The sequence below is a fragment of the Sediminibacterium ginsengisoli genome, from assembly GCF_900167075.1.
GTDB classification, from domain to species: domain Bacteria; phylum Bacteroidota; class Bacteroidia; order Chitinophagales; family Chitinophagaceae; genus Sediminibacterium; species Sediminibacterium ginsengisoli.
Genome location: NZ_FUWH01000012.1, coordinates 1 through 23,797, shown reverse-complemented (window position 1 = coordinate 23,797; position 23,797 = coordinate 1). Strand labels below are relative to the sequence as shown.

Here is a 23,797-nt window from a genome sequence, read left to right as displayed (position 1 = left end):
GTCAATTTACAGGGTCAGTTGCGACAGTCCGCTCTTATTATTGTATGAGGCCTTCGATCATTGAGGTGATATGATTGATCTCCGTACGCACGCGGCCAAACAGATCTCCGATCGTTTTTGTATTGAATTCAGTTTGGTATTCAAGACTTCTTGCCATCTCTGCCAGCGGTTTCATGCCTGCCGTTGCGGCTGTGCCATATAGTTTATGTCCTGTTGCTTTGATGCCCGCAAGATCTTCTCCGGTCACCTGTTTTCCGAGCACTGCCAGTGAAGATTTCAGTTCTGTCAGGGTAGTGGTAAGAATGTCTTTCAGGATGTCGGGATCTTCGCCTACATAGCCTTTGATCACCTGCAGGTCGAAATGGATGCCTGTGTTGACCGGTTCTGCAACCGCCGGCGAAGTTTCTGCCGCAGACCTTGCAGCGGATGCGATCCATTTTTTGAAAAGCGGCCGCAATGATTCTTCCACGATGGGTTTGGCGATAAAATCGTCCATGCCGGCTGCCAGGCATTTTTCCCTTTCGCCTAATACATTGCCAGCAGTAAGCGCAATGATGGGTATATGCACATTGCCCTGGTTCTGTCTGATCTTTTGTGTGGCTTCATAGCCGTTCATAACGGGCATCTGTATATCCATCAGGATCAGGTCAGGCTGCTGCAATGCATATTTTTCAATAGCCTGTACCCCGTTGCCGGCTTCAGTGATCAGTGCATTGGGTGCTATTTTCCGCACGATGGTTTTGGTGAGCAGCATGTTCACCATATTGTCTTCCACCACCATCACATTCAATTGCTGCATTGCAGCCTGTTCGTTCTTTTTCAGGGTATCTTCAACCGGCGGGGCTTCCTGGTTGAAGAGGTGGTACAGGGCATGATAGAGATCGGCAGATTTAATCGGTTTTACAAGGCGCTGCCTGATGTTCAGCAACTCGCAGGTATGAATGAACGCTTCATCTTCTGATGAGCTTTGCAGCAGGATAAGCGGTTGTTCCGTGAGCGGTCTTCTAAGACTCTCCCGGATCTTTTTAACAGTTTCTAGGCCGTCGAGATAAGGCATATGGTAATCCATCAGCAAAGCATCGTATCTGCCGCCTTTGTCGAGTATCTGCAGTGCTTCGATACCACTTGCCGCTTCATCACTGTGAATACCCCGCAACTGCAGCATCTGGCGCAGGATGATGCGGTTATTTTCGTTATCATCCACAATCAGAACCTTCCTGATCTTCTCGAGCCCGCTCCATGCAGCCGGGGTTTCGTATTCTGCTTTGACCGAAATATTGAAAGAAAAACTACTGCCTTTGCCGGGCGTACTTTGCAGTTCAAGGCGACTGCCCATCAATCCCAGCAGCTTATTGGAAATGGTAAGACCAAGGCCTGTACCGCCGTATTTCTTGGTAGTGGAATGATCTTCCTGCGAAAAAGCTTCGAAAATGCTCTGCTGTTTCTCGGGCTGAATACCGATACCCGTATCCGTTACCTCGAAATGCAGTAATGCTTTGCCATTGCCCGATGCTGCCTGTCTTATCACCAGCCTGATCTCACCTTCCTCCGTGAATTTAACGGCATTGCTGAGCAGGTTGATCAGCACCTGTTTCAGGCGTACGGAATCAGTCCAGATAAAGCGCGGCAAACCTTCAGGAATATCCAGCAGTAACTCCAGTTTTTTATTTTCTACCTGGTAAGTGATCGTGTCTGCTGCATGTGTGCTCAGTTCGTAGAGATCGGTTTTGTCGATATCGAGATCGAGTTTGCCGGCTTCGATCTTTGAAAAATCGAGAATATCGTTGATGATGCCCAGCAATGAATTGGCCGACTGGTTCACAATGGATAAGTACTGTTCCTGTGTGGCGTTGAGTGATGTTTTGAGCATGAGGTCGGTAAAGCCGATCACACCATTCAGTGGTGTGCGGATTTCGTGGCTCATATTGGCGAGGAACTCGGATTTTGCAATACTGGATTGTTCTGCCTGCAGTTTGGCCCGCTTCAGTTCTTCACGCTGTTCGCTGGCATCGGTAATATCCTGTGTAAACATCATCAGGCCGCCGATAGAGCCATCATACTGGTACCAGGGGCGGACTTCCCAGTAAAGGTATTGATCATGATCCCAGCCTTCCGGGCGCCATATATCTTCCTCTTTCTTTTCAACAGCGCCCTGGAGCACGCGTGCGTGAATGGCTTTCCATTCGTCCGAAATATTGGGAAATACTTCATAATGCGAACGGCCCATGATATCATCGTTCAGGTGATAATCTTCCAGCCAGCGGTTACTGTAGGCAACATAACGGACTTTTGTATCGAACATGGCAACGGCGGCAGGCGCATGCTTCACAAATGCCGTGAGCCTGGCTTTTTCATTGAGTAATGCCTGCTTCGCTTTTTTCTCTTCGTCGATATCCTGGAAAGTGCCATATAGCCGCACGCATTTTCCATCCTGGAATTCAGGCGTACCGATGATCCTTACCCAGCGCTCATTTCCTTTGGCGGTGATGATCTGCTGGTCCAGCTCATAAGAAGCCGCGGCATCGATGGCTGTTTCCACTGCTTCTTTGATCACGTCGGGGGTTTTCATGAACGCAACGGCCGATTCAAACTCGGGAACATAATCATCCGGCACTTCGTGCAGTTCCCGCGTCAGCTTAGACCAGTAGATCTCCCCGGTGATCACATTGAAATCCCAGGTGCCGATCCGGGCAGCTTCATTGGTCTGCTCCAGCATCTGCGTGGTGAATTTCAGTGCCTCTTCGAGCTTATGCCTTTCCGTAATATCTACAGCATTGCCGATCACGTATTCGTTCCCTTCCAGGTCTTCTTCCAGGATGTTATTGAAAAGCCAGATCAGCGTGGAACCGTCTTTATGTTGTGTATGCATGGTGCCCCGCACATGCTTTTCCGTGCGGATGGACTGCAGGTATGCATGGAGGTTGGAATGAAAATGCGCCGGGACAATATCGAAAAGCCCGAGGTGTAAAAGCTCGGCTGGTTCGTAACCAAGTGATGCTGCTCCCGATATATTGATGCTGAGGAATTTTCCATTCAGATCGTGTGTGCACATCAATCCCTGTGAATTCTCAAAAAATGCCCTGAACCTGTTCTCGGAATTATAAAGTCTGAGCTCTTTCTGTTTTTCCTGCGTGATATCCCTGGCAATGGCAAAAAGGTAACCGGTGGTTGGTTCAGGTGTTGCTACCCATTGCAGGTTCTTGTATTCACCATCCCTGCATTTCAGTCGGTGTGTGAAATTGACAGTGGGTTTGCCCGCGGCTAGCAGGCTGAAATGCCGTCTGGTGGCCTGCAGATCGTCGGGGTGTACAAGATCGAAGAATGAGATCTGCAGCAGGTACTCCTCGTCCCAGCCCAGAACCTTGTGAAATGCAGGATTGAGCCGCTGGAAAGAGCCGTCTGTTCCTGCGATACAGATCAAATCGTTCGATATGTTGAACAGCTTCTCAAAATTCTGCAGTTCCTGGTTGCGGCGCTGTGTAACGATCATTTCCAGCACTGATGTTCCGAGGATCTGTAATGCCCTGCGTTGTTCGGTGCTGAGTTTGCGCGGCACTTTATCGAGCACGCACAGAGAGCCGAGTGCATGACCATTATTGTCGATCAGCGGGTAGCCGGCATAAAACCGGATATGGGATTCCTCGTCTGTTACTAATGGGTTTTCCCTGAAACGTTCATCGTTTGCCGCATCTTCCACTTCCAGGATCTGGCTGTTGAGCAGCGTGTAACGGCAGAACGCTATATCGCGTGAGGTCTCATTTATTTCCATGCCCAGCTTCGACTTGAACCATTGCCGGTTCTCGTCCATCAGCGTAATCAGGGAAATGGGGGTATTGCAGATAATGGAAGCCAGCTCCGTGATCCGGTCGAACTGCTTTTCCGGCAATGTATCCAGTATATTGTAAGCGCGCAGGGCTGCCAACCGCTCAGTTTCGTTGGGTGGAATAGGTGAATTTTTCATTATCGCAGGTTATCGCAACGCGTATAGAATATAAGTTACATATTAAATCTGAATTTGGATCAGCGTACCGGAAAAACAGTACAGGGCGGCTATTTTAATTATAATTTTGTTTATACTTTTTTGTATAAATAGCGGTACCTTTGCGGTTTGAAATAGTGCTAAAAGAACACTGATATGGATGAGAAGCTAAGCAATATTGAACAAACCGTTCTGAGCGACTATAAATACGGTTTTGTAACCGAGATCGAATCGGAAGAAGCACCTAAAGGATTGGATGAAAGCACGATACGCTTTATCTCTGCCAAAAAGAACGAACCGGAATGGATGCTGGAATGGCGTCTCAAAGCCTACCGGCAATGGCTGAAAATGGAAGAGCCCGCCTGGGCCAATATCCAGTACCCGCCTATTGATTACCAGGATATTATATATTATTCCGCGCCGAAGAAGAAAGCAACCATCGAAAGCCTGGACGAAATAGACCCGGAACTGAGGCGGACTTTCGAAAAACTGGGCATTTCGCTCGAAGAGCAGAAAAGACTGTCGGGAGTTGCAGTAGACGCTGTGATCGACAGTGTTTCGATCGCTACGACCTTTAAAGACCAGCTGGCAGAGCAGGGGATCATTTTCTGTTCCATGAGTGAAGCGATACAGCATCATCCGGAGCTGATCAGGAAATACCTGGGTTCTGTAGTACCGGTAACCGATAATTATTTTTCTGCGCTGAATGCAGCGGTATTCAGCGACGGATCTTTCTGTTTTATTCCGGCGGGTGTACGTTGTCCGATGGAATTGTCTACCTATTTCCGCATCAATGCAGAAAACACGGGTCAGTTCGAGCGTACGCTGATCGTTGCAGAGCCAGGCAGTTATGTAAGTTATCTCGAAGGCTGTACGGCGCCGATGCGTGATGAAAACCAGCTGCATGCGGCTGTTGTGGAAATTGTAGCGCTCGATCATGCCGAAGTCAAATATTCAACGGTGCAGAACTGGTACCCCGGCGATAAGGAAGGCAAGGGCGGTATTTATAATTTCGTGACCAAGCGGGGCATCTGTTACGATCATGCCAAGATCTCCTGGACACAGGTGGAAACAGGATCGTCCATCACCTGGAAATACCCCAGCGTTATTTTGAAAGGCGATCATTCCGTAGGTGAGTTTTATTCTGTGGCCGTAACCAATAATTTCCAGCAGGCAGATACCGGTACCAAAATGCAGCATCTCGGCAAACATACGAGAAGCCGTATCGTATCCAAAGGCATTTCTGCCGGGCAGAGTAATAACAGTTACCGCGGACTGGTACATGTAGGCAAGAATGCAGCCAATGCCCGTAACTACTCGCAGTGCGATTCATTGCTGCTGGGCGATAAATGCGGTGCACATACTTTCCCTTATATAGAAGTGAAGAACAAATCTTCCGTTGTGGAGCATGAAGCCACCACTTCAAAAGTAGGAGAAGACCAGATCTTTTACTGTAACCAGCGGGGCATCGATACAGAAACAGCAGTAGCACTGATCATTAACGGCTTCGCTAAAGAAGTGATGAACCAGTTACCGATGGAGTTTGCCATCGAAGCACAGAAATTACTTGCGATCAGCCTTGAAGGCAGTGTAGGATAAATCATAAAAAATCAAAAACAAGCAAAGATGTTATTGCGCATACATAATTTACAGGCAGGCATTGAAGAAAAAGAAATCCTGAAAGGCATTAATCTTGAAATACAGCCGGGAGAAGTACATGCCATCATGGGACCCAACGGTTCAGGTAAAAGTACACTGGCTTCCGTACTGGCAGGCAGGCAGGATTATAATGTTACCGGCGGCTCTGTTACATTCAACGGGAAAGATCTCCTTGAGCTTTCGCCGGAAGCAAGGGCCGCAGAAGGATTGTTCCTCAGTTTCCAGTACCCTGTTGAGATCCCGGGTCTGAGTACTACCAATTTTATCAAGACAGCAGTTAACGAAGTACGTAAATACAGGGGCGAAGAACCGCTCGATGCAGTGGCTTTCCTGAAAATGATGAAGGAGAAAATGGCGCTGATGGAAATGGACCAGGCTATGCTGAGCCGTTCGCTGAACGAAGGTTTCTCCGGTGGTGAGAAAAAAAGGAACGAGATCTTCCAGATGGCGATGCTGCAGCCTAAGCTGGCCATTCTCGATGAAACAGACTCTGGCCTTGATATCGATGCCATCCGTATTGTAGCCAACGGTGTGAACAAACTGCGCAGCAAAGACAATGCGGTACTGGTAATTACGCACTACCAGCGCCTGCTCGATTACCTGGTGCCGGATGTGATCCATGTATTGTACAACGGCCGCATCGTAAAAACAGGTACCAAAGAACTGGCGCTTGAACTGGAAGAAAAAGGATACGACTTTATCAAGAACGAAGTGAACAGCCTCTAACATAATTCAGAAAAGAAATGAATCAGACAGATTATTTGAAGGCCAGGTTTGAGCAATTGCAGCAGGAAGAACCCGGGGGCAATCTGGCAGCTGTGCGCAGCAAAGCGTTCAGTGCATTTGAACGGATGGGCATTCCTACGGTTCGTAACGAAGAATGGAAATATACCCGCATCAGCGGCCTGTTCAATAAAGAATATACACTGGCAGCTGATATTGCCGCTTTAAGCAGCAATGATCTTACTACATACCAGCTTCCTGCACACGAAGAAGCTAATGTGCTGGTATTTGTGAACGGTATATTTGCGGAGCAACATTCCGTGATCCGTTCTGCAGGTATTAGTATCCAGCTGCTGGAACTGGCAGCTAAAAATGAATATGCACCCATTGTGGCCGCCCATTTTGATCACAGCAGCAGTTACGTGAACGATGGCATCAATGCACTGAATACAGCCCTGCTTCATGGCGGTATTTTTGTTCATGTTGCAAAAAATAAGGTGATCGAGCACCCGGTATACATCTATCATATATCCGATGCCCGCAACACACCGGTACTGGCTCAGCCGCGCAGCCTTGTTTACCTGTCGGAGAACACACAGCTGCAACTGGCGGAAACCTATATCACCATCGGTGGCTCCGGCAGCTTCACCAACCAGGTAATGGAAGTGGTGGTTGAAAAAGACGCACAGCTTTCCTATTACAAAATACAAAACGATTCGGCTGATGCGAGCCAGGTAAATACTACTCACATCAGGCAAACCGGTACCAGCGTGGTAAACGTGGTTACCATTTCCCTCAATGGTGGTATCGTACGTAATAATCTGCACGCAGTGATGGAAGCATCTCATGCGGAAGCACATCTGTATGGACTGTATTTTCAGCAGGGCAACAGTCATATCGACAACCACACCGTGGTAGATAATGTAGTGCCTCACTGCCAGAGCAATGAACTCTATAAAGGTATTCTCGACAATAATGCTACCGGCGTTTTCAACGGCAAGATCTTTGTCCGCAAGGATGCACAGAAAACCAATGCATTCCAGTCGAACAAAAACGTATTGCTTTCAGATGCCGCAAGTGTGAATACAAAACCTCAGCTGGAAATCTATGCGGATGATGTGAAATGCTCTCACGGTTGTACCGTAGGCAGCCTCGATGAAGAAGGATTGTTCTACCTGCAGTCGCGCGGGATCCCTTACAAAGCTGCGATCGCTTTATTGCTACAGGGTTTTGCAATGGATATTCTCGAGAAGATCAGACTGGAACCGATCCGTGCCTATGTAACCGAACTGATTGCCCAACGTCTTACAGCAGAAAGCATATGAGTACAAATGCAAACAATATCAATACCGGTATCATCCGCAGCCAGTTCCCTATACTGCAGCGCATGGTGAAGGACAAACCGCTGGTCTATCTCGACAATGCGGCCACTACCCAGAAACCGCAGGCAGTGATTGATGCACTTGTATCTTACTACACAACCTGTAACGCAAATATTCACCGCGGCATTCATACTCTAGCAGAAGAAGCTACTGCGGCTTTTGAAGCAACACGCGATGCGGCACAGGTCTTTATAAATGCTCCTTCAAGAGAAGAAGTTATTTTCACCAAAGGCACAACGGAAGGGATCAACCTGGTTGCTGCCACCTGGGGAAGAAAGGAAATAAGCGCAGGAGACGAGATCATTATTTCTGCGATGGAGCATCATTCCAATATCGTCCCCTGGCAGGTGCTTTGCGAAGAAAAAGGCGCTCAGCTGAAAGTGATCCCTGTGAATGAGATAGGCGAACTGGATATGGAGGTGTTTCATCAGTTGCTTTCTGAAAAAACAAAACTGGTAGCTGTTGTACATGTATCCAATGCATTGGGTACTATCAATCCTGTTAAGGAAATCATTACTGCTGCACATGCAGCCGGCGCGAAAGTGCTGATCGACGGGGCACAGTCTGCCCCGCACCTGGATATAGATGTTCAGGCGCTGGACTGTGATTTTTTTGTGTGCTCTGCGCATAAGCTCTATGGTCCCACAGGTGTTGGTGTTCTGTATGGAAAGAAAGCGATACTTGAAGCAATGCCTGTATTCCAGGGCGGCGGAGAAATGATCAGTGAGGTAACGTTTGAGAAGACAACCTATAATGAACTGCCTTATAAATACGAAGCAGGTACACCGAATATTGCCGATGTGATCGCGTTTAAAGCGGCGCTGGATTTCATTGCGGTTACCGGTAAACAGAATATTGCCCAACACGAGCAGGTATTGCTCGAAGCGGCAACAAGGCAACTGGAAGAAATAGATGGCCTGCATATTATCGGCCGCGCTAAAAATAAAGCCAGTGTGATCTCATTTGTGATCGATGGCGTGCATCCGCAGGATATTGGAATCCTGCTCGACAACCAGGGCATTGCGCTGAGAACAGGGCATCATTGTACACAACCGCTCATGGCTTGTTTTGGTATTCCCGGCACAAGCAGGGCATCATTTGCTGTATACAATACCCTTGAAGAAACTGAAAAGCTGACCGCAGGCCTGCGGAAAGCCATCAAAATGCTGTTATAATAACCGAGTTAATGAGCACAGGCAAAACCATACAGGAGACAGAACAGGAAATCGTAGAGGCGTTTTCTCTTTTTGATTCCTGGGACGATAAATATGAATACATCATAGATCTTGGAAAACGGTTGCCCGTGCTGGATGCTGTTCATAAAACAGATGCGAACAAGGTAAGAGGATGCCAGTCTGCTGTATGGCTGGTTGCCAGTTATGAAGACGGGCTTGTTCATTTCAAAGCCGACAGTGATGCCATGATCGTGAAAGGATTGGTGAGTATGCTGATCACTGTTTTATCAGGCCATACGCCCGATGAGATACTCGGGGCGAAACTGGGTTTTATGGAAGAGATCGGTATGATGAAACACCTTGCCCAGACGCGCTCCAACGGATTGCTCGCCATGGTGAAACAGATGAAGCATTTCGCCCTGGCATTCAAAATGAAAAATCAATTGAACCATGATGGAAACTGATGTATTGAAACAGAAAGTGGTCGATTGTCTGCAAACCATATTCGACCCGGAGATCCCTGTGAATATTTATGAGATGGGACTGATCTATGAGATAGAGATATTGCCCATCAGCAATGTACAGATCGTGATGACGCTGACGGCGCCCAACTGTCCGGCGGCGCAATCATTACCTCTCGAAGTAGATCAGAAAGTGCGGGCAATAGAAGGTGTGAATGATGTACATGTATCTGTAACCTGGACGCCCGCATGGGATAAAAGTATGATGTCTGAAGCAGCACAGCTTGAGCTGGGCATGTTATAATCAATAAACGAGTTTGCATGAAGATCACCGCACAGGAAGAATATGGACTACGCGTACTGATCCGCATCGGCGGCTGCAGTTCGGCAGAAGGCATGAGTATTCCCCAGCTGAGTGAGGCTGAAGGACTCACCAGCCATTATGTGGCCAAGCTGACACGTTCATTGCGGTTGGCAGGATTCATCAACAGCACGGCAGGTAATAAAGGCGGGTATGTGCTGGCGAGGCCTGCAGAAGAGATCATCATCAACGATGTACTGAAAGCCCTCGGCGGTGCGCTGTTTGATAATGCTTTCTGCAGAACGCATTCCGGGGCTGTGAAACTTTGCAATCACTCGGTCGATTGTTCTGCCAGATCGCTTTGGCAGATGATACAATATACGGTGGATGAGTTACTCAATAAGGTAACGCTTTATCACCTTGTAAATCCTGAAAAGGATTCTGCGGCATTGCTTGAAGCCATCTTACGAAAAGAATTATAGGCCGCAAAACATTCGTTATGAAACGACATGAATTAAGCAGCATGCAGGTTATTGTGATGGCAATAGCAGCAGGCATCTGTGTAGCCAATATTTATTACAACCAGCCCATTCTCCAGGAAATGGCAGCCGGTATACATGCTACGGCAGCAGAGATCGGAACGGTTCCTGTATTGTCGCAGGCTGGTTACGGCCTCGGATTGTTCTTCCTCACGCCGCTGGGCGATAAAATGAACCGGAAGAAACTGATCCTTTTATTACAGGGCGCATTGATACTGGTATTGCTTGCCATGACACTGGTACAGCATATAACCGGTCTTTACTTCATGAGCCTGCTGATCGGATTAGGCGCTGTGTCGGCACAGGTCATTTTACCAATGGCAGCAGCGATGGCCGGTACTAACAGGGGTAAAGTGGTGGGTATTGTGTTTACCGGTATTCTTGTAGGAATTTTGTTGGCCCGCGTATTCAGCGGATATATTACAGCCTGGTTCGGCTGGCGTTCTGTTTATGGCATTTCAGCAGCCATGGTATTTTTAGCAGCCGGTATGATCTGGTTTGCAGTACCCGATCAGCCCGCGCAGTTCAAAGGAAATTACGGTCAGTTGTTACAGTCAACGCTGTTGCAGGTAAAAAGGTTTTCCCTGTTAAGAAGAACGGCTTTGCTGGGAGCGCTTGTATTTGGTGCGTTCTGTTCTTTCTGGACTACGCTGACTTTTCACCTGAGCGGTCCGCCGTTTCAATATCATTCCGGCACCATCGGGCTTTTCGGGATGCTGGCTGTGGGCGGGGCATTGCTGGCGCCGTTATTCGGCAGGCTTTCGGATAAGGGTAACCCCGGGCGGTTTTTACGTCTTACCGTTTTACTGCTCATCGCAGGCATACTGCTGATCCATTTCTTCCCTTATAATATCACCTGTTTTATTATTGCAGTCCTCCTGCTCGACATTGGCGTACAGGCCACACAGGTCACCAATCTTGCAACGATCTACACGCTTGATGCCACTGCACACAGCCGGATCAATACGGTTTATATGACCGTCTATTTCATCGGCGGAGCGCTGGGAACACTTGCAGGTGTACAATGCTGGCGAATCGGCGGCTGGCATGTAGTAACGATGCAGCTGCTGCTGTGGAGCGGGTTGGCATTGCTGTTGGTAATGTCGGGAAAGATTGCGCGCAGTAAAAAGTAAGGACAGTAATGCTGTATCGCAACAGCACATAAAATGTCCGGTTCTGATACACTAATTGCAAAATTTTATTCCTAACGAATTAATATACAGTAAGTTATATCATGGCATGAATTTCCGTTACATAGAGTGGAACAATGCTCTGCCCCATGATCAAAAACTATATTAAAACTGCCTGGCGCAATTTTGTCAAGAACAAAGCGCACTCATTTATCAATATCGCAGGACTTTCCGTTGGTATGGCCGTGGCCATACTGATCGGGTTATGGATCTGGGATGAGATTTCCTTTGATACGTATCATAAAAATCACAAACGGGTTGCCTCGGTAATGCAGCACGTTACCAATAACGGCGAGATACAAACCTGGCAGGCTGTGCCTTACCCGCTTGCCGATGAATTACGAAAACAATATGGTAGTGATTTCAAACGCCTGGCTTTGACAGGAGGCGCGGGCGAACATATCCTTACAGTGGGCGATAAGAAACTGACGAAACGCGGCTTTTTTACCGAGCCGCAGGGACCTGAGTTATTATCGCTCAAAATGATCAGCGGAAATATCAATGCACTCACAGATCCTGCATCAGTACTGATCTCTGCCTCGGTTGCCAAAGCTTATTTTGCTAATGAAGATCCGCTCGGTAAAACCATTCAGCTCGACAATAACAATAACCTGAATGTAAAAGTTGCAGGTGTGTATGAAGACCTGCCCGCCAATACAACATACCGTGAAATTGCATTCATGGCATCCTGGACCTTGTTCTACAATAACAGCTGGGCGAAGACAGTTGATGACCCATGGCGTCCCAATGCGTTTGTGATCCTGGCGGAACTCAGCGATCATGCAGATTTCGCCAAAGTATCAGAGAAGATAAAAGATGTAAAGCTGCGTAAGGTGAACGAGCAGCTGGCTCAAAAAAAGCCGCAACTGTTCCTGATGCCGATGGATCGATGGCATCTTTACAGCGACTTCAGAAACGGTGTGAATGTAGGCGGCCGTATCCAGTATGTATGGCTGTTCGGGATTATCGGTGTGTTTGTTTTGTTACTGGCATGTATCAATTTTATGAACCTGAGCACGGCACGTTCCGAAAAAAGGGCGCGTGAAGTGGGCATCAGGAAAGCGATCGGTTCATTACGTAAACAACTCATTTACCAGTTCTTTACCGAGTCGCTGCTTTTTGTTCTGGTAGCATTTGTGATTGCTGTGGTTCTGGTACATCTCAGCCTGCCTTTCTTTAACCAGGTAGCGGATAAGCAGATGGCTGTATTGTGGCTGAATCCTTTTTTCTGGGCTATGTGTCTGGGCTTTATGTTGCTCACAGGACTCATCGCCGGCAGTTACCCTGCATTTTATCTTTCTTCTTTCAAGCCGGTGAAGGTTTTGAAAGGAACATTGCGCACAGGTCCGCTGGCAATGCTGCCACGTAAAATTCTCGTTGTGCTGCAGTTTACCGTATCTGTAATACTGATCATCGGAACGATCATTGTATTCCTGCAGATCCGTTTTGCAAAGAACAGGCCTATCGGTTACGAGCGCGACGGACTTGTTGCCGTGAATGTGATCACAGAAGATGTACATAAGCATTTCAACGCCATCAGGGAAGACCTGGTGCAGTCGGGCGCCATCGTGTCTATGGCCGAAGCCGGTTCTCCGCCCACGGAATACTGGTCAACAACCAGTGGCGTAGAATGGAAAGGAAAAGATCCCTCGCTCAGCGTTGATATGGCAGTAACAAGCGTATCGTACGATTATTGCAAAACCATAGGCGCGACATTTAAAGAAGGACGTGATTTTTCGCCGTCTTTCCTTACAGATTCATCAGCTGTGATCCTTAACGAAGCTGCAGTACGCTTCATGGGACTTTCAAAACCCGTAGGTGAAACCATTCAGTGGTTCGGAGAGCCTTATACAATTATTGGTGTGACAAAAGATATGGTGGTTCAATCACCTTATCAGCAGGCACGTCCGTCAATTTTTTCACTTGCACCGGGATCGGTCGGAACAATACTGTTAAAAGTGAATGCTCAAAAAAGCGCGAAAGATGCGATCAGCTCAATAGAACGCGTATTTAAAAAATATAACCCGGCACAACCATTCAGCTATAAATTTATTGACGAGGAATACAACAAGAAATTCGGTAACGAAGAAAGAGTCGGCAAGCTGGCAGGATTTTTTGCGGGACTTGCAATCTTCATCAGTTGCCTGGGATTGTTTGGCATGGCATCTTTTATGGCCGAGCGGCGCACCAAAGAGATCGGGGTAAGAAAAGTACTGGGTGCGTCTGTATTCAATCTGTGGCGGTTGTTGTCTACTGATTTCATCATACTGGTGTTCATTGCACTGGTAATATCCGGTCCGATCGCTTACTGGCTGATGCATAACTGGCTGAAAGACTACAATTACCATGTCAGCATTTCCTGGTGGATCTTCCTTGTTACCGGCGCAGGAGCTATATTGATCACTTTGCTTACCGTGAGTTATCAGTCGCTGCGTGCGGCCAATGCCAACCCGATCAAGAGTCTTAAAACCGAGTAACAAAAAAATCTGTGCATAATATCAGGACGGTTGAATCGCCGATACGGGCAGTCCGGGTTTAAAAAAAGTCAATTCGTCCCGGAATCGTATGATATAGGTAATTTGTTTTCTTTTTATGCGAGAAATGATTACAGACAGGCGGAAATTTTTGTGTTACATAATATTTGCAGTTGTGTTAACAATGCAGGCGTCATGTGGTAAAAAAGAAATGAACAGTCCCGCAACATCGCTTCCGGCTAACGAGATTATCCGGATACCTGTTGTAGTGCATGTTTTATATAGTGATCCCGCATACAATATTTCTGATGCGAAGATCATATCACAGTTAGCGGTATTGAACCAGGATTTCCGCATGACGAACCCTGACCATCTGCAAACACCCGCAGAATTTGCCGGGCTGAAAGCCGATATGGGGATTAGCTTTGAATTAGCGACAAGAGATCCGAATGGCAATCCCACTTCGGGAATCACGAGGCGCAGTACTACACTTGACGGGCTTGCCGACAGTGACCCTTCCAATACACTGCCTGTTGAAGACAAGCGATTGTTTTTTACGGCAAAGGGTGGACAGGATGCGTGGCCGCGGGACCGTTATCTGAACATCTGGGTAGTGGAAATGTCTAATCGTCATGGTAATCTCGCTTTGCCCGGACATGCACAATATCCGGGCGGCGATGCAAGAATCGATGGTGTGGTTATTGATCCGCGTGTATTCGGCACATTGGCTCCGTTGGTAAACGGTCATCATCTGGGGCGTACGGCTACGCATGAGATCGGTCACTGGCTGAACCTGCATCATATTTTTGGCAAGGGCAACGATTGCACTGCAACAGATTTTGTAGATGATACGCCGCCAACAGGAACTTCGCATCTGGGTAAACCGGTTTATCCTAGCATGGATTGCGGTGTAAGCAATATGTTCATGAATTTTATGGATTATGTGGATGATGATGTCATGTGTATGTTCACAAACGGACAGAAAAAGCGCGTACGGGCATTGTTTGAGCCCAATGGCGCAAGGCGGCTGCTTTATGAAAGCAACAGGTAATAATTATCTTTTGCCGGGGGAAAAGCGGATGTCATGCAGTAGAAGTTTTACCGGTCTTACCTGTAAAGCACCGGCAATAAAGCGTTTAAGCCAGCCCCATATAGTAGCGGACTGCATTTTTTTACAGGCGTTTATCTTCGTCTCATGAATATTTCTTACCGGGAAATAAAACCATCTGTTTACCTGCAGGATTATATCGACTGTTACTGGATCCAGTCGTTCGGCGGTAGTACCGGTGATCGGTCGCCCGCACAACGCTGCCTGCCATTGGGCATGCTGGAAATTCTTGTGCTGGTGGATGATGGTTGTTGTGAAGTATCAGTGAATCATGAATGGCAGAAGTTGCCGCATATTTTCCTGGCCGGCGTTTACCAGGATCCGGTCTTATGGCGTTGCACCGGCAATGCGCGCAAATTCGGCATCAGGCTGAAGCCGGAAACCTTCCATCTTCTTTTCAATATCCCGGCAGCAACGATCTTCAGTGATTTCACCCCGCTCGAAAATATCATCGGTAATGCTGCAAATGAATTTGCAGAAAAGCTGACAGGCGTAGAGGAGCTGCAGGAACTCGTAGCCATTACAGAAAGTTTTCTCAGGTCGTATTTATGCAGAAGCAGGATGGAGCATAACTATATCATGGAAGCTGCCAAACTCATCCGTTCGGCCAAAGGGGATATTTCTGTTGAGCAGGTAAGTGAATCCGTTTATGTAAGCATGCGCCAGCTCCAGCGCAGTTTCCGCAATACGATCGGGATCAGCCCTAAGACTTACGGCCGCATCATCCGTTTCAGAAATACCTTCCGCTCTATCAAACAACTTGACCGGGCGGGCGGCTGGGCCGGACTTTCGTACACAATGGGTTATGCAGACCAGGCGCACCTGATCCGCGAGTTCAAAACATTTTCCGGCGTGATTCCACAGGCGATGCTCACCAGCGGCGCGCAGATCCATGGCCTGGGCGAACCGGGTAGTCTGATCTGAGTAATCTTTGTTATGCCGCTGTAAAACAGCTGCCGGGCTGATCCTCGTCATATTCAGGACCGTAGTTACAACGGATTTTTGCAGTATGAATTCAGCCGTACCAGAAGCACTGTTGCAACGTTATAATATCCCTGTTCCGCGTTATACCAGTTATCCAACCGTTCCGCACTGGCAGGACGGATTGGATGTTAACCGGTGGCAGTCGCTTGTAAACGAAAGATTAACAGAATCCGGCAGCCGGGAGGGCATCAGCCTTTATATTCACCTGCCTTTCTGTGAATCATTATGTACCTATTGCGGCTGTAATAAAAAGATCAGTGTTTCGCATCATGTGGAAGACAGGTATATATTGGCTGTATTGAAAGAGTGGCAGCTTTACCGCAGTCAGATGCCGGAAAAACCGATACTGCGCGAACTCCACCTCGGCGGCGGCACACCTACTTTTTTTTCTCCTGAAAACCTGGAATTGCTGCTCATCCCGATACTGGATGATGTGATCATTCATGAAGAACATACATTCAGTTTTGAAGGTCATCCCAACAATACCACAAAGGAACACCTGCAAAAGTTATACAACCTGGGATTCAGACGCGTGAGTTATGGTGTGCAGGATCTTGACCCGGAAGTGCAACGTGTGATCAACCGTATACAACCGTTTGAAAATGTAAAACGCGCTGTTGAAGATGCGCGTGAGATCGGTTATACTTCCGTGAATTTTGACCTGATCTACGGATTGCCGCTGCAAACGCATGCATCGATGCAGCAAACCCTGGAGCAGAGCCTTACACTGGCACCTGACCGCATTGCTTTTTACAGCTATGCGCACGTGCCCTGGACCAGCAAAGCCCAGCGTCTCTTTGATGAAAATGACCTGCCGCCGGCTTCACTTAAAATGGAATTATACCAGGCGGCTAAAGCCTGTTTTGTGCAACATGGATATACTGATATCGGTATGGATCATTTTGCACTTCCGGACGAGGCACTTTATGAAGCGTGGGAGCAGGGCAGGCTGCACAGGAATTTCATGGGTTACACAGAACAGCAGACAGGCATGCTGCTCGGGCTGGGCGTATCAGCTATCAGCGATACGGGGAATGCCTATGCACAGAATGAGAAAAATCTTCAGGACTATTACAGGCAGCTGGAGGCAGACAGGTTACCGGTGACCAAAGGCTACTTCCTGGATGAGGAAGACAAATCATTCAAACAATATATACTGGATATCAGCTGCCGTGGTAAAACAGTTTTACGGGAAGCAGATAAAGCCTCAATGGAAGAATTTACTTTGCCGGAACTGGCAGAATTGCAGCGCAACGGGTTGATCAACTGGGAAGATGATAATGTGAAACTAACAGAGACGGGCCGGCATTTCATCAGGAATGTATGCCGGGCGTTTGACCTGCATCTTTTGCGTGCATTGTCATCCAATGCAGCACCGGCATTCAGCAAAGCGGTTTAGCCATTCTGTTCTTTGCAATTTCATAATGAACCGCGAAAAGGTGCACTTATAGCTTGTTTTATAGAAGAGCACTCCTGGTTTTGTGTAAAGCGCAATTCTAAATCTGCCTAAGAGATATACGCGCCAGCATCAACTGTGCCGACTCATGAAACAAATATATTTAATTGACCCTTACATATATAGACAGTGTAACCATTGCTTTTAACGTAGAGATAAGAATATTTTCCCGGAAACACTCCTATATTGCCGAAACATGACGGCTGCTGTAACATTTAGACGCCTGGCCCGTTCATGTTCCCAACTATGCTTATCAACTTACCCTGTACCAAACTATCGCTGCTGGCATTATGTTGCCTGTTTGCAACCATCGTATTCTCACAGCAGATTCAGATCAAAGTGACCGGCCCGGCAAATGAACCGGTTCCTTTTGCTTCCATCATCGTAAAAAACCGGTTCGACAGTTCGCTGGTGGCGAGCAAAACAGCGGATAGCAGCGGATATGTTTCATTTGCACTTGCTGCGGGGCAATACCTGTTCTCCGTTTCTGCCGTCAATTACCTGCCGCTGAACAAGGGCATCACGTTCAACGGCACCTCTACCCGGCTTGCACTTAACATGGAATCTGCGGTAAAAGCACTGGAATCGGTTACCGTAACAACATCGCGCAGGCCGCTGATGCGGCAGGAAGATGATAAAACGGTAATGGATCCCGAACCGATCGCTGCCACTTCCGCAAGTGGTTATGAGATCATTGAAAAAACACCGGGGCTTTTTGTTGATCAGGACGGAAATATTTATATCAGCAGTATGACGCCTGCTTCCGTGCAGATCAACGGCCGTGATATGCGTATGAGTGCCGCCGATATTGCCACAATACTTAAAAACCTGCCACCGAATGCAATCGCCAAAATAGAGATCGTACGATCGCCCTCAGCAAAATATGAAGCAACGGCAAGTGGTGGTATCGTGAATGTTGTATTAAAGAAAGGGGTGAAGATCGGGATGACGGGAAGCATAACCGCCGGTGTGCAGCAGGGAAGATATGGCAACCAGTTCCTGGGCTTCACGCTGAATAATAATAACGGGAAAACTTCTTCTTCCTTTACGTTGAATGCAGGCCGCCGCGACAGTTATGACCAGATCGTAACGGATCGTTTTTTTGCACCGGATTCGGTACTGAAACAAAACGCATTTACGCGTTACCCCGGCAACAATGCATACACTTCGTACGAGCTTACTGTGGAACTCAATAAAAAATGGCAGATCACGGGCGATGCATCGCTGAACTATAACAACAACCGCACCCGTTCCGAGAACAGGAACGATATCAGCAAGATCAGTACTGCACAAAACCTCAGCAGCAGTCTGAATCTTGTAAATAATAACGGGAACAACTTATCCGTGAGTGCAGGACTTGAATCGAAATATAAAATTGATTCAACCGGCTCAGAGTGGACCAATGGTCTGTTCCTGATACGTACAGATACAAAATCGGACCAGGCTTTTTCTACCAGTTATACCCTCCCGGTTGCTACTGTAACTGCAGGTGATGGTAATGTGAACAGTCACCGTACTTATTTCAGGGCACGTACTGATCTGAAACTGAAGCTGAGGAACAGGTTCACTTTTGAAACCGGTCTTCAGTCTGCCATCTACGGCTATGAGAATGCTACAGCCTATTTTCGTGGAACCGGAGGCAGCAGGATAAAAGATGCCTCGCGCACCAATACCTTCCGCTACAATGAGGCGATCAACTCGCTGTATGTACAGGGCGCACAGACACTGGGAAAAGATTTCGTGATCAAGTTCGGAACGCGTGTGGAGAATACAAATATGATGGGGCGACAGGTAGTGCCCGGCGATACATCCTTCAATATACACCGTACAGATCTTTTTCCGTTTGTATACCTCAGCAAGAACCTGGTATCCATTGCCGGCTATCCCATGCGGGCATACCTGATCTACCGCAGGAGCATCAGCAGGCCGTCTTACGATCAGCTGAATCCTTTCAGACGTTATGTGGATGAATACCTGACAGAAACGGGAAATCCCGGCCTTCGTCCGCAGTTTACAGGAAACTATGAAGCCAATATCAGCGTGAATGAACAGCCGATACTGGCAATAGGTCTCAACGATACCAAAGACATTTTTACCAATGTTGTTTACCAGTCAGACACCAGTCAGAGTATGGCTTACCGGACCTATGACAATCTTGGTAAAAGCAAGGAATGGTATTTCCGTGCAATGGGTGCATTACCTCCCGGCGGGAAATATTTCTTTGTGGCCGGTGCCCAGTATAATCATAATGATTACCAGGGGTTGTATGAGAATAAACCGCTTGCCTTCAAGCGAGGCACCTGGACATTCTTCACTTATCATTCCCTGAAACTTGGAAAGAAATCTGTAGCAACACTTAACGGATTTTTACGGTTGAAAGGGCAGCAGCAGTTTTATGAACTGGGTTCTTTCGGTGCGCTGCATGCGAGTGTCAACAGGAAATTCATGAAGGATAAGCTGATTGTAACACTGAGTGTGAATGACATCTTCTATACCAACAAAAATGATTTCACCATTAAACAGGGCTCTGTAAACGCAAATGGTTCGCGGATGGGAGATACGAGAAGGGTAGGGATCAACTTCCGTTATAATTTCGGTATCCGGAAAAAGGAAGAGAACAATGAAATGTACAATGCCGTGCCTGGTAATTAACTGATAACCTTTCCGGATTAGCGGGCCGGTGGTATAGTATCCTTTTCAGATCCGTAATATTGATTCTGTTCCCTTTCGCGCTGGATGGTCTGCGAATCCGCCTGTGGCTCAGCATTGTCATGTCCTGAAGCGCGTGAACGCAGGTTGGAATAAATAATCCCGGCCAGCATAGCAAGGATCACCAGTCCTGCAACCCAGTAAAGCCGCGGATTTTGTTTCTGTACCGTTTGTTCTGAGGTGAACTCACCGGAATCCGTTATGGTTTCTTCCAGGATATATCCTTTTTTGGGAACGGTTCGGATGAGTTCCTTGCCGGCATCATCCAGTGTTTTTCTCAATACCGAGATCGCCTGGGTCAGTGCATCTTCTGCGCCCCCGTAATTATCCCAGATCGTTTCTGCCAGTTCTTCGCGTGTAACCACCTGACCTTTTTTATCCAGCAGGTATTGAAGCACTTTCATAACTCGGGGCTCAAGCTTTATTTCACGGTTCAGCTGCAGGTCGGTGACCTGGTTCCTGTTAACATCTATCTCGAATCGCCGGTTGAATCTCATACATGAAAAATACAGCATAATTAACGAATACAAAGGTTTTCCCAACCTTTTCCAAAGCTATTCCATATGTGATCTGGCTTTGTGCAGCAATAGTTTTGGACAAAACAATCATATGATCAAAAGAATCAGCTTTTTAGTATTACTGTATACCGGAACCATCATAACCGGTTGCGGTCAGCCTGATCCGGCGGCTTATTTCCGGCTTGATATGCGTATGTACCATGAAGCCGGCGAGCAATATCTCGGGGTTTCACCCGAGATCCGGCCTGGTGTAACGGATCCGTTGGGCCGGGCCATAGCCAGGTACCCGCGCCGTTTCCGTTACCTGCTTTCCAGAACGGATTTCCAGAATAAATATGAAAAGTTTTACCCGGATACTAACCGGATCAATCGTTTGTACGCGGCTGAATTAAAAAAAGATGCGGTTTTTATGTCATCTTTTTCAGCATTAGCAGCCCCGTTTCTGAAAACCCGGTTTGATCGTACGGCATTTACCCGAACCGAACTCATGCAGGTAGCCGCCCGGTTCTTTTATTGTGATGGAATGAATGCGGATTCATCGGTTCGTTCTTTTATCTGCATCAACCTGAACGGGGTCAGAAACGCAGGATTCAAAAAGAACATGACCCTGGCGGAAGCATTTTGCTTTGAAGCTATTTTTGAGAATTATTACGATGCAAACGGCAAGCCCGCAGCTTTTGTGAACCAGTTCAGGCAATATATCCGCGAAGCGGAAAAACGCAACAAGCATCTTTTGCCTTCTGCGGAACAATACGTGGCGTCTGTGCGCAATGATTGTTTTGCTGCGATGGAGAATAACGCTGCACTGCTGAAGGTCCTGCTTGATTACTGGCAGGCGAACAGAAGCGGATGGGTGTTTGATATTATCTGAAACAAATAGTTTGCATTTTCTAATACAATGCTGTGATTAACCTTAACTGTTTGGGAGGTTTCAATTCTGTAGTTAACCGTACCGATTTTGGTCTTCGCTGAGGTCTCCCGGAGGGGACTCAGCGAAGCACGCGCCTGCTATTTCTAAAGCTGTTTATAAATTGATTTCAGCCTTCAAGCGGGAGGGCTCTATGTCGCTCAGGCCACTGAACCTTATGTCACGCAACCAACAACCGGATGGCGATCAACATATGCAGGACTAATAAAACAGGATTATTTCACCGGCTTCGTCCAGAAAAGCGCGGGGTTATTGGTTTTATAATAAGTGAACTTAACCCCTGTCTGGTTATTGGTCTGCTCCAGTTTTTGCGGAGCCTGTTCAATACCATCGAGCGGTAAGAGTTCAACATAGGTCACTTCCTTGCCGCTTTTCCAGGTCTCAGTATCATATTCGCTGATCAATGGCGTCTGCAGGCGGTAAAGGTTTTTAGCCATATAGTTTTCCAGGTAACCTTTTTTCGATTGCAGTGTTTCACGGTTCCAGTTGGCATCGGCGTTCAGCACCAGCGGCAAGCCTTTGATCAGTCTTTCGCGAACCTCCTGGATGCCGAGCAGGTTGCCCTGATTGTCCATTACATACGCATCGAAAGTGGGATCTATCCAGATCCATTTGTTCAGGTCTTTACTGTACACCATATTGATCACATGACAGTCGTCGAATTTGGTTTCTTTGGGCATGCAGGTGATGTAGCGCGACTGGATACCCATAGCCAGGTAACACTCGTTAAGAATGGTAGCCAGCATACGGCAGTTTACGCCGCGGTTTTCGGCCTTGCAAACCTTGATAAGGTCAATGGCATTTTTAAGTGTGGGGTTATTGCTGTTCCCATCATGTTTCACCAGCAGGTGAACCCAATGCAGCAGGTTGAAGATCCTCGATAATTCACCGCCCTTGCCGGCTATGGAATCCAGGTTCAGCTCTTTCCGGATCCTGACCAGGTTGGGATTGTCCTGCGACTGATAAGAGAATTCGGGAATGAATCGTTTGTCGTCATAGTTGTAAGCTTCCGCACCTTTGAGCATCTCGAGCCTGGATGGCTGGTATTTGATCCGGGTACGGGCAGAATCTTTTCCATTCAGCAAAATGATAAAATCATAGGTGCCTACTTTAGGATCTACCGTATAGCTGATGGAATCAATGTCGGTATAAAATGTAACGTATCTGGCGGAAGTGGTAAATACATCCAGCTTTTCTTCGGGAACAATGGACCAGGCATTTTTGGTCACTTCACCATCCTGACGGATATCGACCTGCTTGCTGCCGGCTTTAATAACAGGAATTCCTTTTTGAGCGAAAGATGAGGTCTGGTAAAAACAGAAAGCGGTTAACAGGAGTATGATCCTTTTCATAGCTGGTTGCGGTATTTTAATAAGCAGTAATTAAAATAGAACGCAAAGGATGTGGGAATGTTACAGGAATGGAGGCTTGATTTTATAAAGTTATTGGCTGTTGATTGCCGGGTCTGGCCTGAATACTATGTTCAGTTTTGCAGGTCTATGTAAATTTACGGCTTCCGGTCATCGTCTCTCGCTGATGTCTCCCGAAGGGGACTCAGCGCAGCGCATCTGCCATTTCTGGAACTGCGTATAAATTCCAACCTTCAAGTAGGTGCTATCATCTGTGTCGCTCAGGCCGCTGGGCCTCGTCTTTGCGCCGGCGCTGCTTTGGCTTCTATCAAACTGTGCTGCGCATCATTTTGATTGCCTGCGCTTCGCTGGGCACCGAAGCCAAAGAGGCGCCTCTGCAAAGACTGGTAGGGTCTTTTGGTTGTCAGTTGATCGTAACGATTTTACTGGCAGAGTAATGCAATTCTTCTGAATGGTTTGCCTGGGCGATCATAGCCGTAGATGCCGCTGTTGGTCGCCTGACCACAGGTGTTCGAAAGATAAATTATTGCTATTAGACAATAAATTGCGTAAAAGACGTTAAGGAAGAATGTTCCTTGATAAAGTTTTGTCGTTAATTCCTTCGGATATGCTGGTAGAGCTGGCTGCAGAGACGGAAGTTGATATCTTTTCGAAGAAGTTACAGGCCGAGGTTATTTTCAAATTGTTACTTCACTGTTTGATTAGTCATAAGGACAATAGCCTCAGAACGATGGAGTCGGCCTACGAAACATTATTGTTTGCTTCAATCAATCAAAATTTCCAAAAGAAAAGCATCCGCTATAATTCAATCAGTAAGCGGCTATCGGATATCAATCCCGCT

At 47.3% G+C, this 23,797-nt stretch carries 18 protein-coding genes; 15 read left to right on the top strand and 3 right to left on the bottom strand.

The window, feature by feature from the left end; genetic code table 11:
- Nucleotides 1-37: 37 nt before the first annotated feature.
- Nucleotides 38-3,961 carry a PAS domain S-box protein gene (locus tag B5D42_RS15935; protein ID WP_078832532.1) on the bottom strand — a complete coding sequence of 1,308 codons (3,924 nt, stop codon included), beginning with the start codon at nucleotides 3,959-3,961 and terminating at the stop codon, nucleotides 38-40.
- Between the two features lie 174 nt (nucleotides 3,962-4,135).
- On the opposite strand from B5D42_RS15935, the gene sufB reads away from it, so the two are divergent.
- The 13 genes from sufB to B5D42_RS15870 all read left to right on the top strand — a co-directional run bounded on the left by sufB (nucleotide 4,136) and on the right by B5D42_RS15870 (nucleotide 20,083).
- Nucleotides 4,136-5,578, top strand: coding sequence for a Fe-S cluster assembly protein SufB (gene sufB / locus B5D42_RS15930; protein WP_078832531.1), 1,443 nt, complete (start codon nucleotides 4,136-4,138; stop codon nucleotides 5,576-5,578).
- Nucleotides 5,579-5,605: 27 nt separating this feature from the next.
- Nucleotides 5,606-6,364, top strand: coding sequence for a Fe-S cluster assembly ATPase SufC (gene sufC, locus B5D42_RS15925; RefSeq protein WP_078832530.1), 759 nt, complete (start codon nucleotides 5,606-5,608; stop codon nucleotides 6,362-6,364).
- Nucleotides 6,365-6,381: 17 nt separating this feature from the next.
- Nucleotides 6,382-7,686 carry a Fe-S cluster assembly protein SufD gene (gene sufD / locus B5D42_RS15920; protein ID WP_078832529.1) on the top strand — a complete coding sequence of 435 codons (1,305 nt, stop codon included), beginning with the start codon at nucleotides 6,382-6,384 and terminating at the stop codon, nucleotides 7,684-7,686.
- Nucleotides 7,683-8,918 carry a cysteine desulfurase gene (locus tag B5D42_RS15915; RefSeq protein WP_078832528.1) on the top strand — a complete coding sequence of 412 codons (1,236 nt, stop codon included), beginning with the start codon at nucleotides 7,683-7,685 and terminating at the stop codon, nucleotides 8,916-8,918. Before sufD ends, B5D42_RS15915 begins: the two co-directional genes overlap by 4 nt.
- A gap of 11 nt (nucleotides 8,919-8,929) precedes the next feature.
- Entirely contained in the window at nucleotides 8,930-9,382 is a 453-nt protein-coding gene (locus B5D42_RS15910; protein ID WP_078832527.1) for a SufE family protein, read from the top strand.
- Nucleotides 9,369-9,683 carry an iron-sulfur cluster assembly protein gene (locus B5D42_RS15905; RefSeq protein WP_078832526.1) on the top strand — a complete coding sequence of 105 codons (315 nt, stop codon included), beginning with the start codon at nucleotides 9,369-9,371 and terminating at the stop codon, nucleotides 9,681-9,683. Before B5D42_RS15910 ends, B5D42_RS15905 begins: the two co-directional genes overlap by 14 nt.
- 17 nt (nucleotides 9,684-9,700) lie before the next feature.
- Complete coding sequence (locus B5D42_RS15900; protein WP_078832525.1) at nucleotides 9,701-10,162, top strand: RrF2 family transcriptional regulator; 462 nt, start codon at nucleotides 9,701-9,703, stop codon at nucleotides 10,160-10,162.
- Nucleotides 10,163-10,179: 17 nt separating this feature from the next.
- A complete protein-coding gene (locus B5D42_RS15895; protein WP_078832524.1) occupies nucleotides 10,180-11,352 on the top strand; it encodes an MFS transporter in 1,173 nt (390 codons plus the stop codon).
- Nucleotides 11,353-11,498: 146 nt separating this feature from the next.
- The gene (locus B5D42_RS15890) at nucleotides 11,499-13,886 is read left to right on the top strand and encodes an ABC transporter permease (RefSeq protein ID WP_078832523.1); all 2,388 of its coding nucleotides are present in this window, start codon (nucleotides 11,499-11,501) and stop codon (nucleotides 13,884-13,886) included.
- A 208-nt stretch (nucleotides 13,887-14,094) separates the two neighbouring features.
- The gene (locus tag B5D42_RS15885) at nucleotides 14,095-14,934 is read left to right on the top strand and encodes a zinc metalloprotease (protein ID WP_176113043.1); all 840 of its coding nucleotides are present in this window, start codon (nucleotides 14,095-14,097) and stop codon (nucleotides 14,932-14,934) included.
- 144 nt (nucleotides 14,935-15,078) lie between these two features.
- On the top strand, nucleotides 15,079-15,915 hold the full coding sequence (locus tag B5D42_RS15880) for a DUF6597 domain-containing transcriptional factor (RefSeq protein ID WP_078832521.1): 837 nt from the start codon (nucleotides 15,079-15,081) through the stop codon (nucleotides 15,913-15,915).
- An 85-nt stretch (nucleotides 15,916-16,000) separates the two neighbouring features.
- Entirely contained in the window at nucleotides 16,001-17,374 is a 1,374-nt protein-coding gene (gene hemN / locus B5D42_RS15875) for an oxygen-independent coproporphyrinogen III oxidase (protein ID WP_078832520.1), read from the top strand.
- 303 nt (nucleotides 17,375-17,677) lie between these two features.
- Complete coding sequence (locus tag B5D42_RS15870) at nucleotides 17,678-20,083, top strand: outer membrane beta-barrel protein (protein ID WP_078832519.1); 2,406 nt, start codon at nucleotides 17,678-17,680, stop codon at nucleotides 20,081-20,083.
- Nucleotides 20,084-20,100: 17 nt separating this feature from the next.
- Here B5D42_RS15870 and B5D42_RS15865 read toward each other — a convergent pair whose 3' ends face one another.
- Complete coding sequence (locus tag B5D42_RS15865; RefSeq protein WP_176113042.1) at nucleotides 20,101-20,637, bottom strand: winged helix-turn-helix domain-containing protein; 537 nt, start codon at nucleotides 20,635-20,637, stop codon at nucleotides 20,101-20,103.
- A gap of 112 nt (nucleotides 20,638-20,749) precedes the next feature.
- Here B5D42_RS15865 and B5D42_RS15860 point away from each other — a divergent pair, with 112 nt between their 5' ends.
- Entirely contained in the window at nucleotides 20,750-21,529 is a 780-nt protein-coding gene (locus B5D42_RS15860; protein ID WP_078832517.1) for a hypothetical protein, read from the top strand.
- Nucleotides 21,530-21,801: 272 nt separating this feature from the next.
- On the opposite strand, the gene B5D42_RS15855 is transcribed toward B5D42_RS15860, so the two are convergent.
- Nucleotides 21,802-22,938 carry a transglutaminase domain-containing protein gene (locus tag B5D42_RS15855; protein WP_078832516.1) on the bottom strand — a complete coding sequence of 379 codons (1,137 nt, stop codon included), beginning with the start codon at nucleotides 22,936-22,938 and terminating at the stop codon, nucleotides 21,802-21,804.
- 625 nt (nucleotides 22,939-23,563) lie between these two features.
- Here B5D42_RS15855 and B5D42_RS18020 point away from each other — a divergent pair.
- The coding region (locus B5D42_RS18020) for a hypothetical protein (protein ID WP_217698843.1) at nucleotides 23,564-23,797 on the top strand (234 nt) is incomplete at its 3' end.

Excerpts from the sequence above, each read along its gene's own strand:
- B5D42_RS15935 (WP_078832532.1), bottom strand. The coding sequence starts at position 3,961 with ATGAAAAATTCACCTATTCCACCCAACGAAACTGAGCGGTTGGCAGCC.
- sufB (WP_078832531.1), top strand. The coding sequence starts at position 4,136 with ATGGATGAGAAGCTAAGCAATATTGAACAAACCGTTCTGAGCGACTAT.
- sufC (WP_078832530.1), top strand. The coding sequence starts at position 5,606 with ATGTTATTGCGCATACATAATTTACAGGCAGGCATTGAAGAAAAAGAA.
- sufD (WP_078832529.1), top strand. The coding sequence starts at position 6,382 with ATGAATCAGACAGATTATTTGAAGGCCAGGTTTGAGCAATTGCAGCAG.
- B5D42_RS15915 (WP_078832528.1), top strand. The coding sequence starts at position 7,683 with ATGAGTACAAATGCAAACAATATCAATACCGGTATCATCCGCAGCCAG.
- B5D42_RS15910 (WP_078832527.1), top strand. The coding sequence starts at position 8,930 with ATGAGCACAGGCAAAACCATACAGGAGACAGAACAGGAAATCGTAGAG.
- B5D42_RS15905 (WP_078832526.1), top strand. The coding sequence starts at position 9,369 with ATGATGGAAACTGATGTATTGAAACAGAAAGTGGTCGATTGTCTGCAA.
- B5D42_RS15900 (WP_078832525.1), top strand. The coding sequence starts at position 9,701 with ATGAAGATCACCGCACAGGAAGAATATGGACTACGCGTACTGATCCGC.
- B5D42_RS15895 (WP_078832524.1), top strand. The coding sequence starts at position 10,180 with ATGAAACGACATGAATTAAGCAGCATGCAGGTTATTGTGATGGCAATA.
- B5D42_RS15890 (WP_078832523.1), top strand. The coding sequence starts at position 11,499 with ATGATCAAAAACTATATTAAAACTGCCTGGCGCAATTTTGTCAAGAAC.
- B5D42_RS15885 (WP_176113043.1), top strand. The coding sequence starts at position 14,095 with ATGAACAGTCCCGCAACATCGCTTCCGGCTAACGAGATTATCCGGATA.
- B5D42_RS15880 (WP_078832521.1), top strand. The coding sequence starts at position 15,079 with ATGAATATTTCTTACCGGGAAATAAAACCATCTGTTTACCTGCAGGAT.
- hemN (WP_078832520.1), top strand. The coding sequence starts at position 16,001 with ATGAATTCAGCCGTACCAGAAGCACTGTTGCAACGTTATAATATCCCT.
- B5D42_RS15870 (WP_078832519.1), top strand. The coding sequence starts at position 17,678 with ATGCTTATCAACTTACCCTGTACCAAACTATCGCTGCTGGCATTATGT.
- B5D42_RS15865 (WP_176113042.1), bottom strand. The coding sequence starts at position 20,637 with ATGAGATTCAACCGGCGATTCGAGATAGATGTTAACAGGAACCAGGTC.
- B5D42_RS15860 (WP_078832517.1), top strand. The coding sequence starts at position 20,750 with ATGATCAAAAGAATCAGCTTTTTAGTATTACTGTATACCGGAACCATC.
- B5D42_RS15855 (WP_078832516.1), bottom strand. The coding sequence starts at position 22,938 with ATGAAAAGGATCATACTCCTGTTAACCGCTTTCTGTTTTTACCAGACC.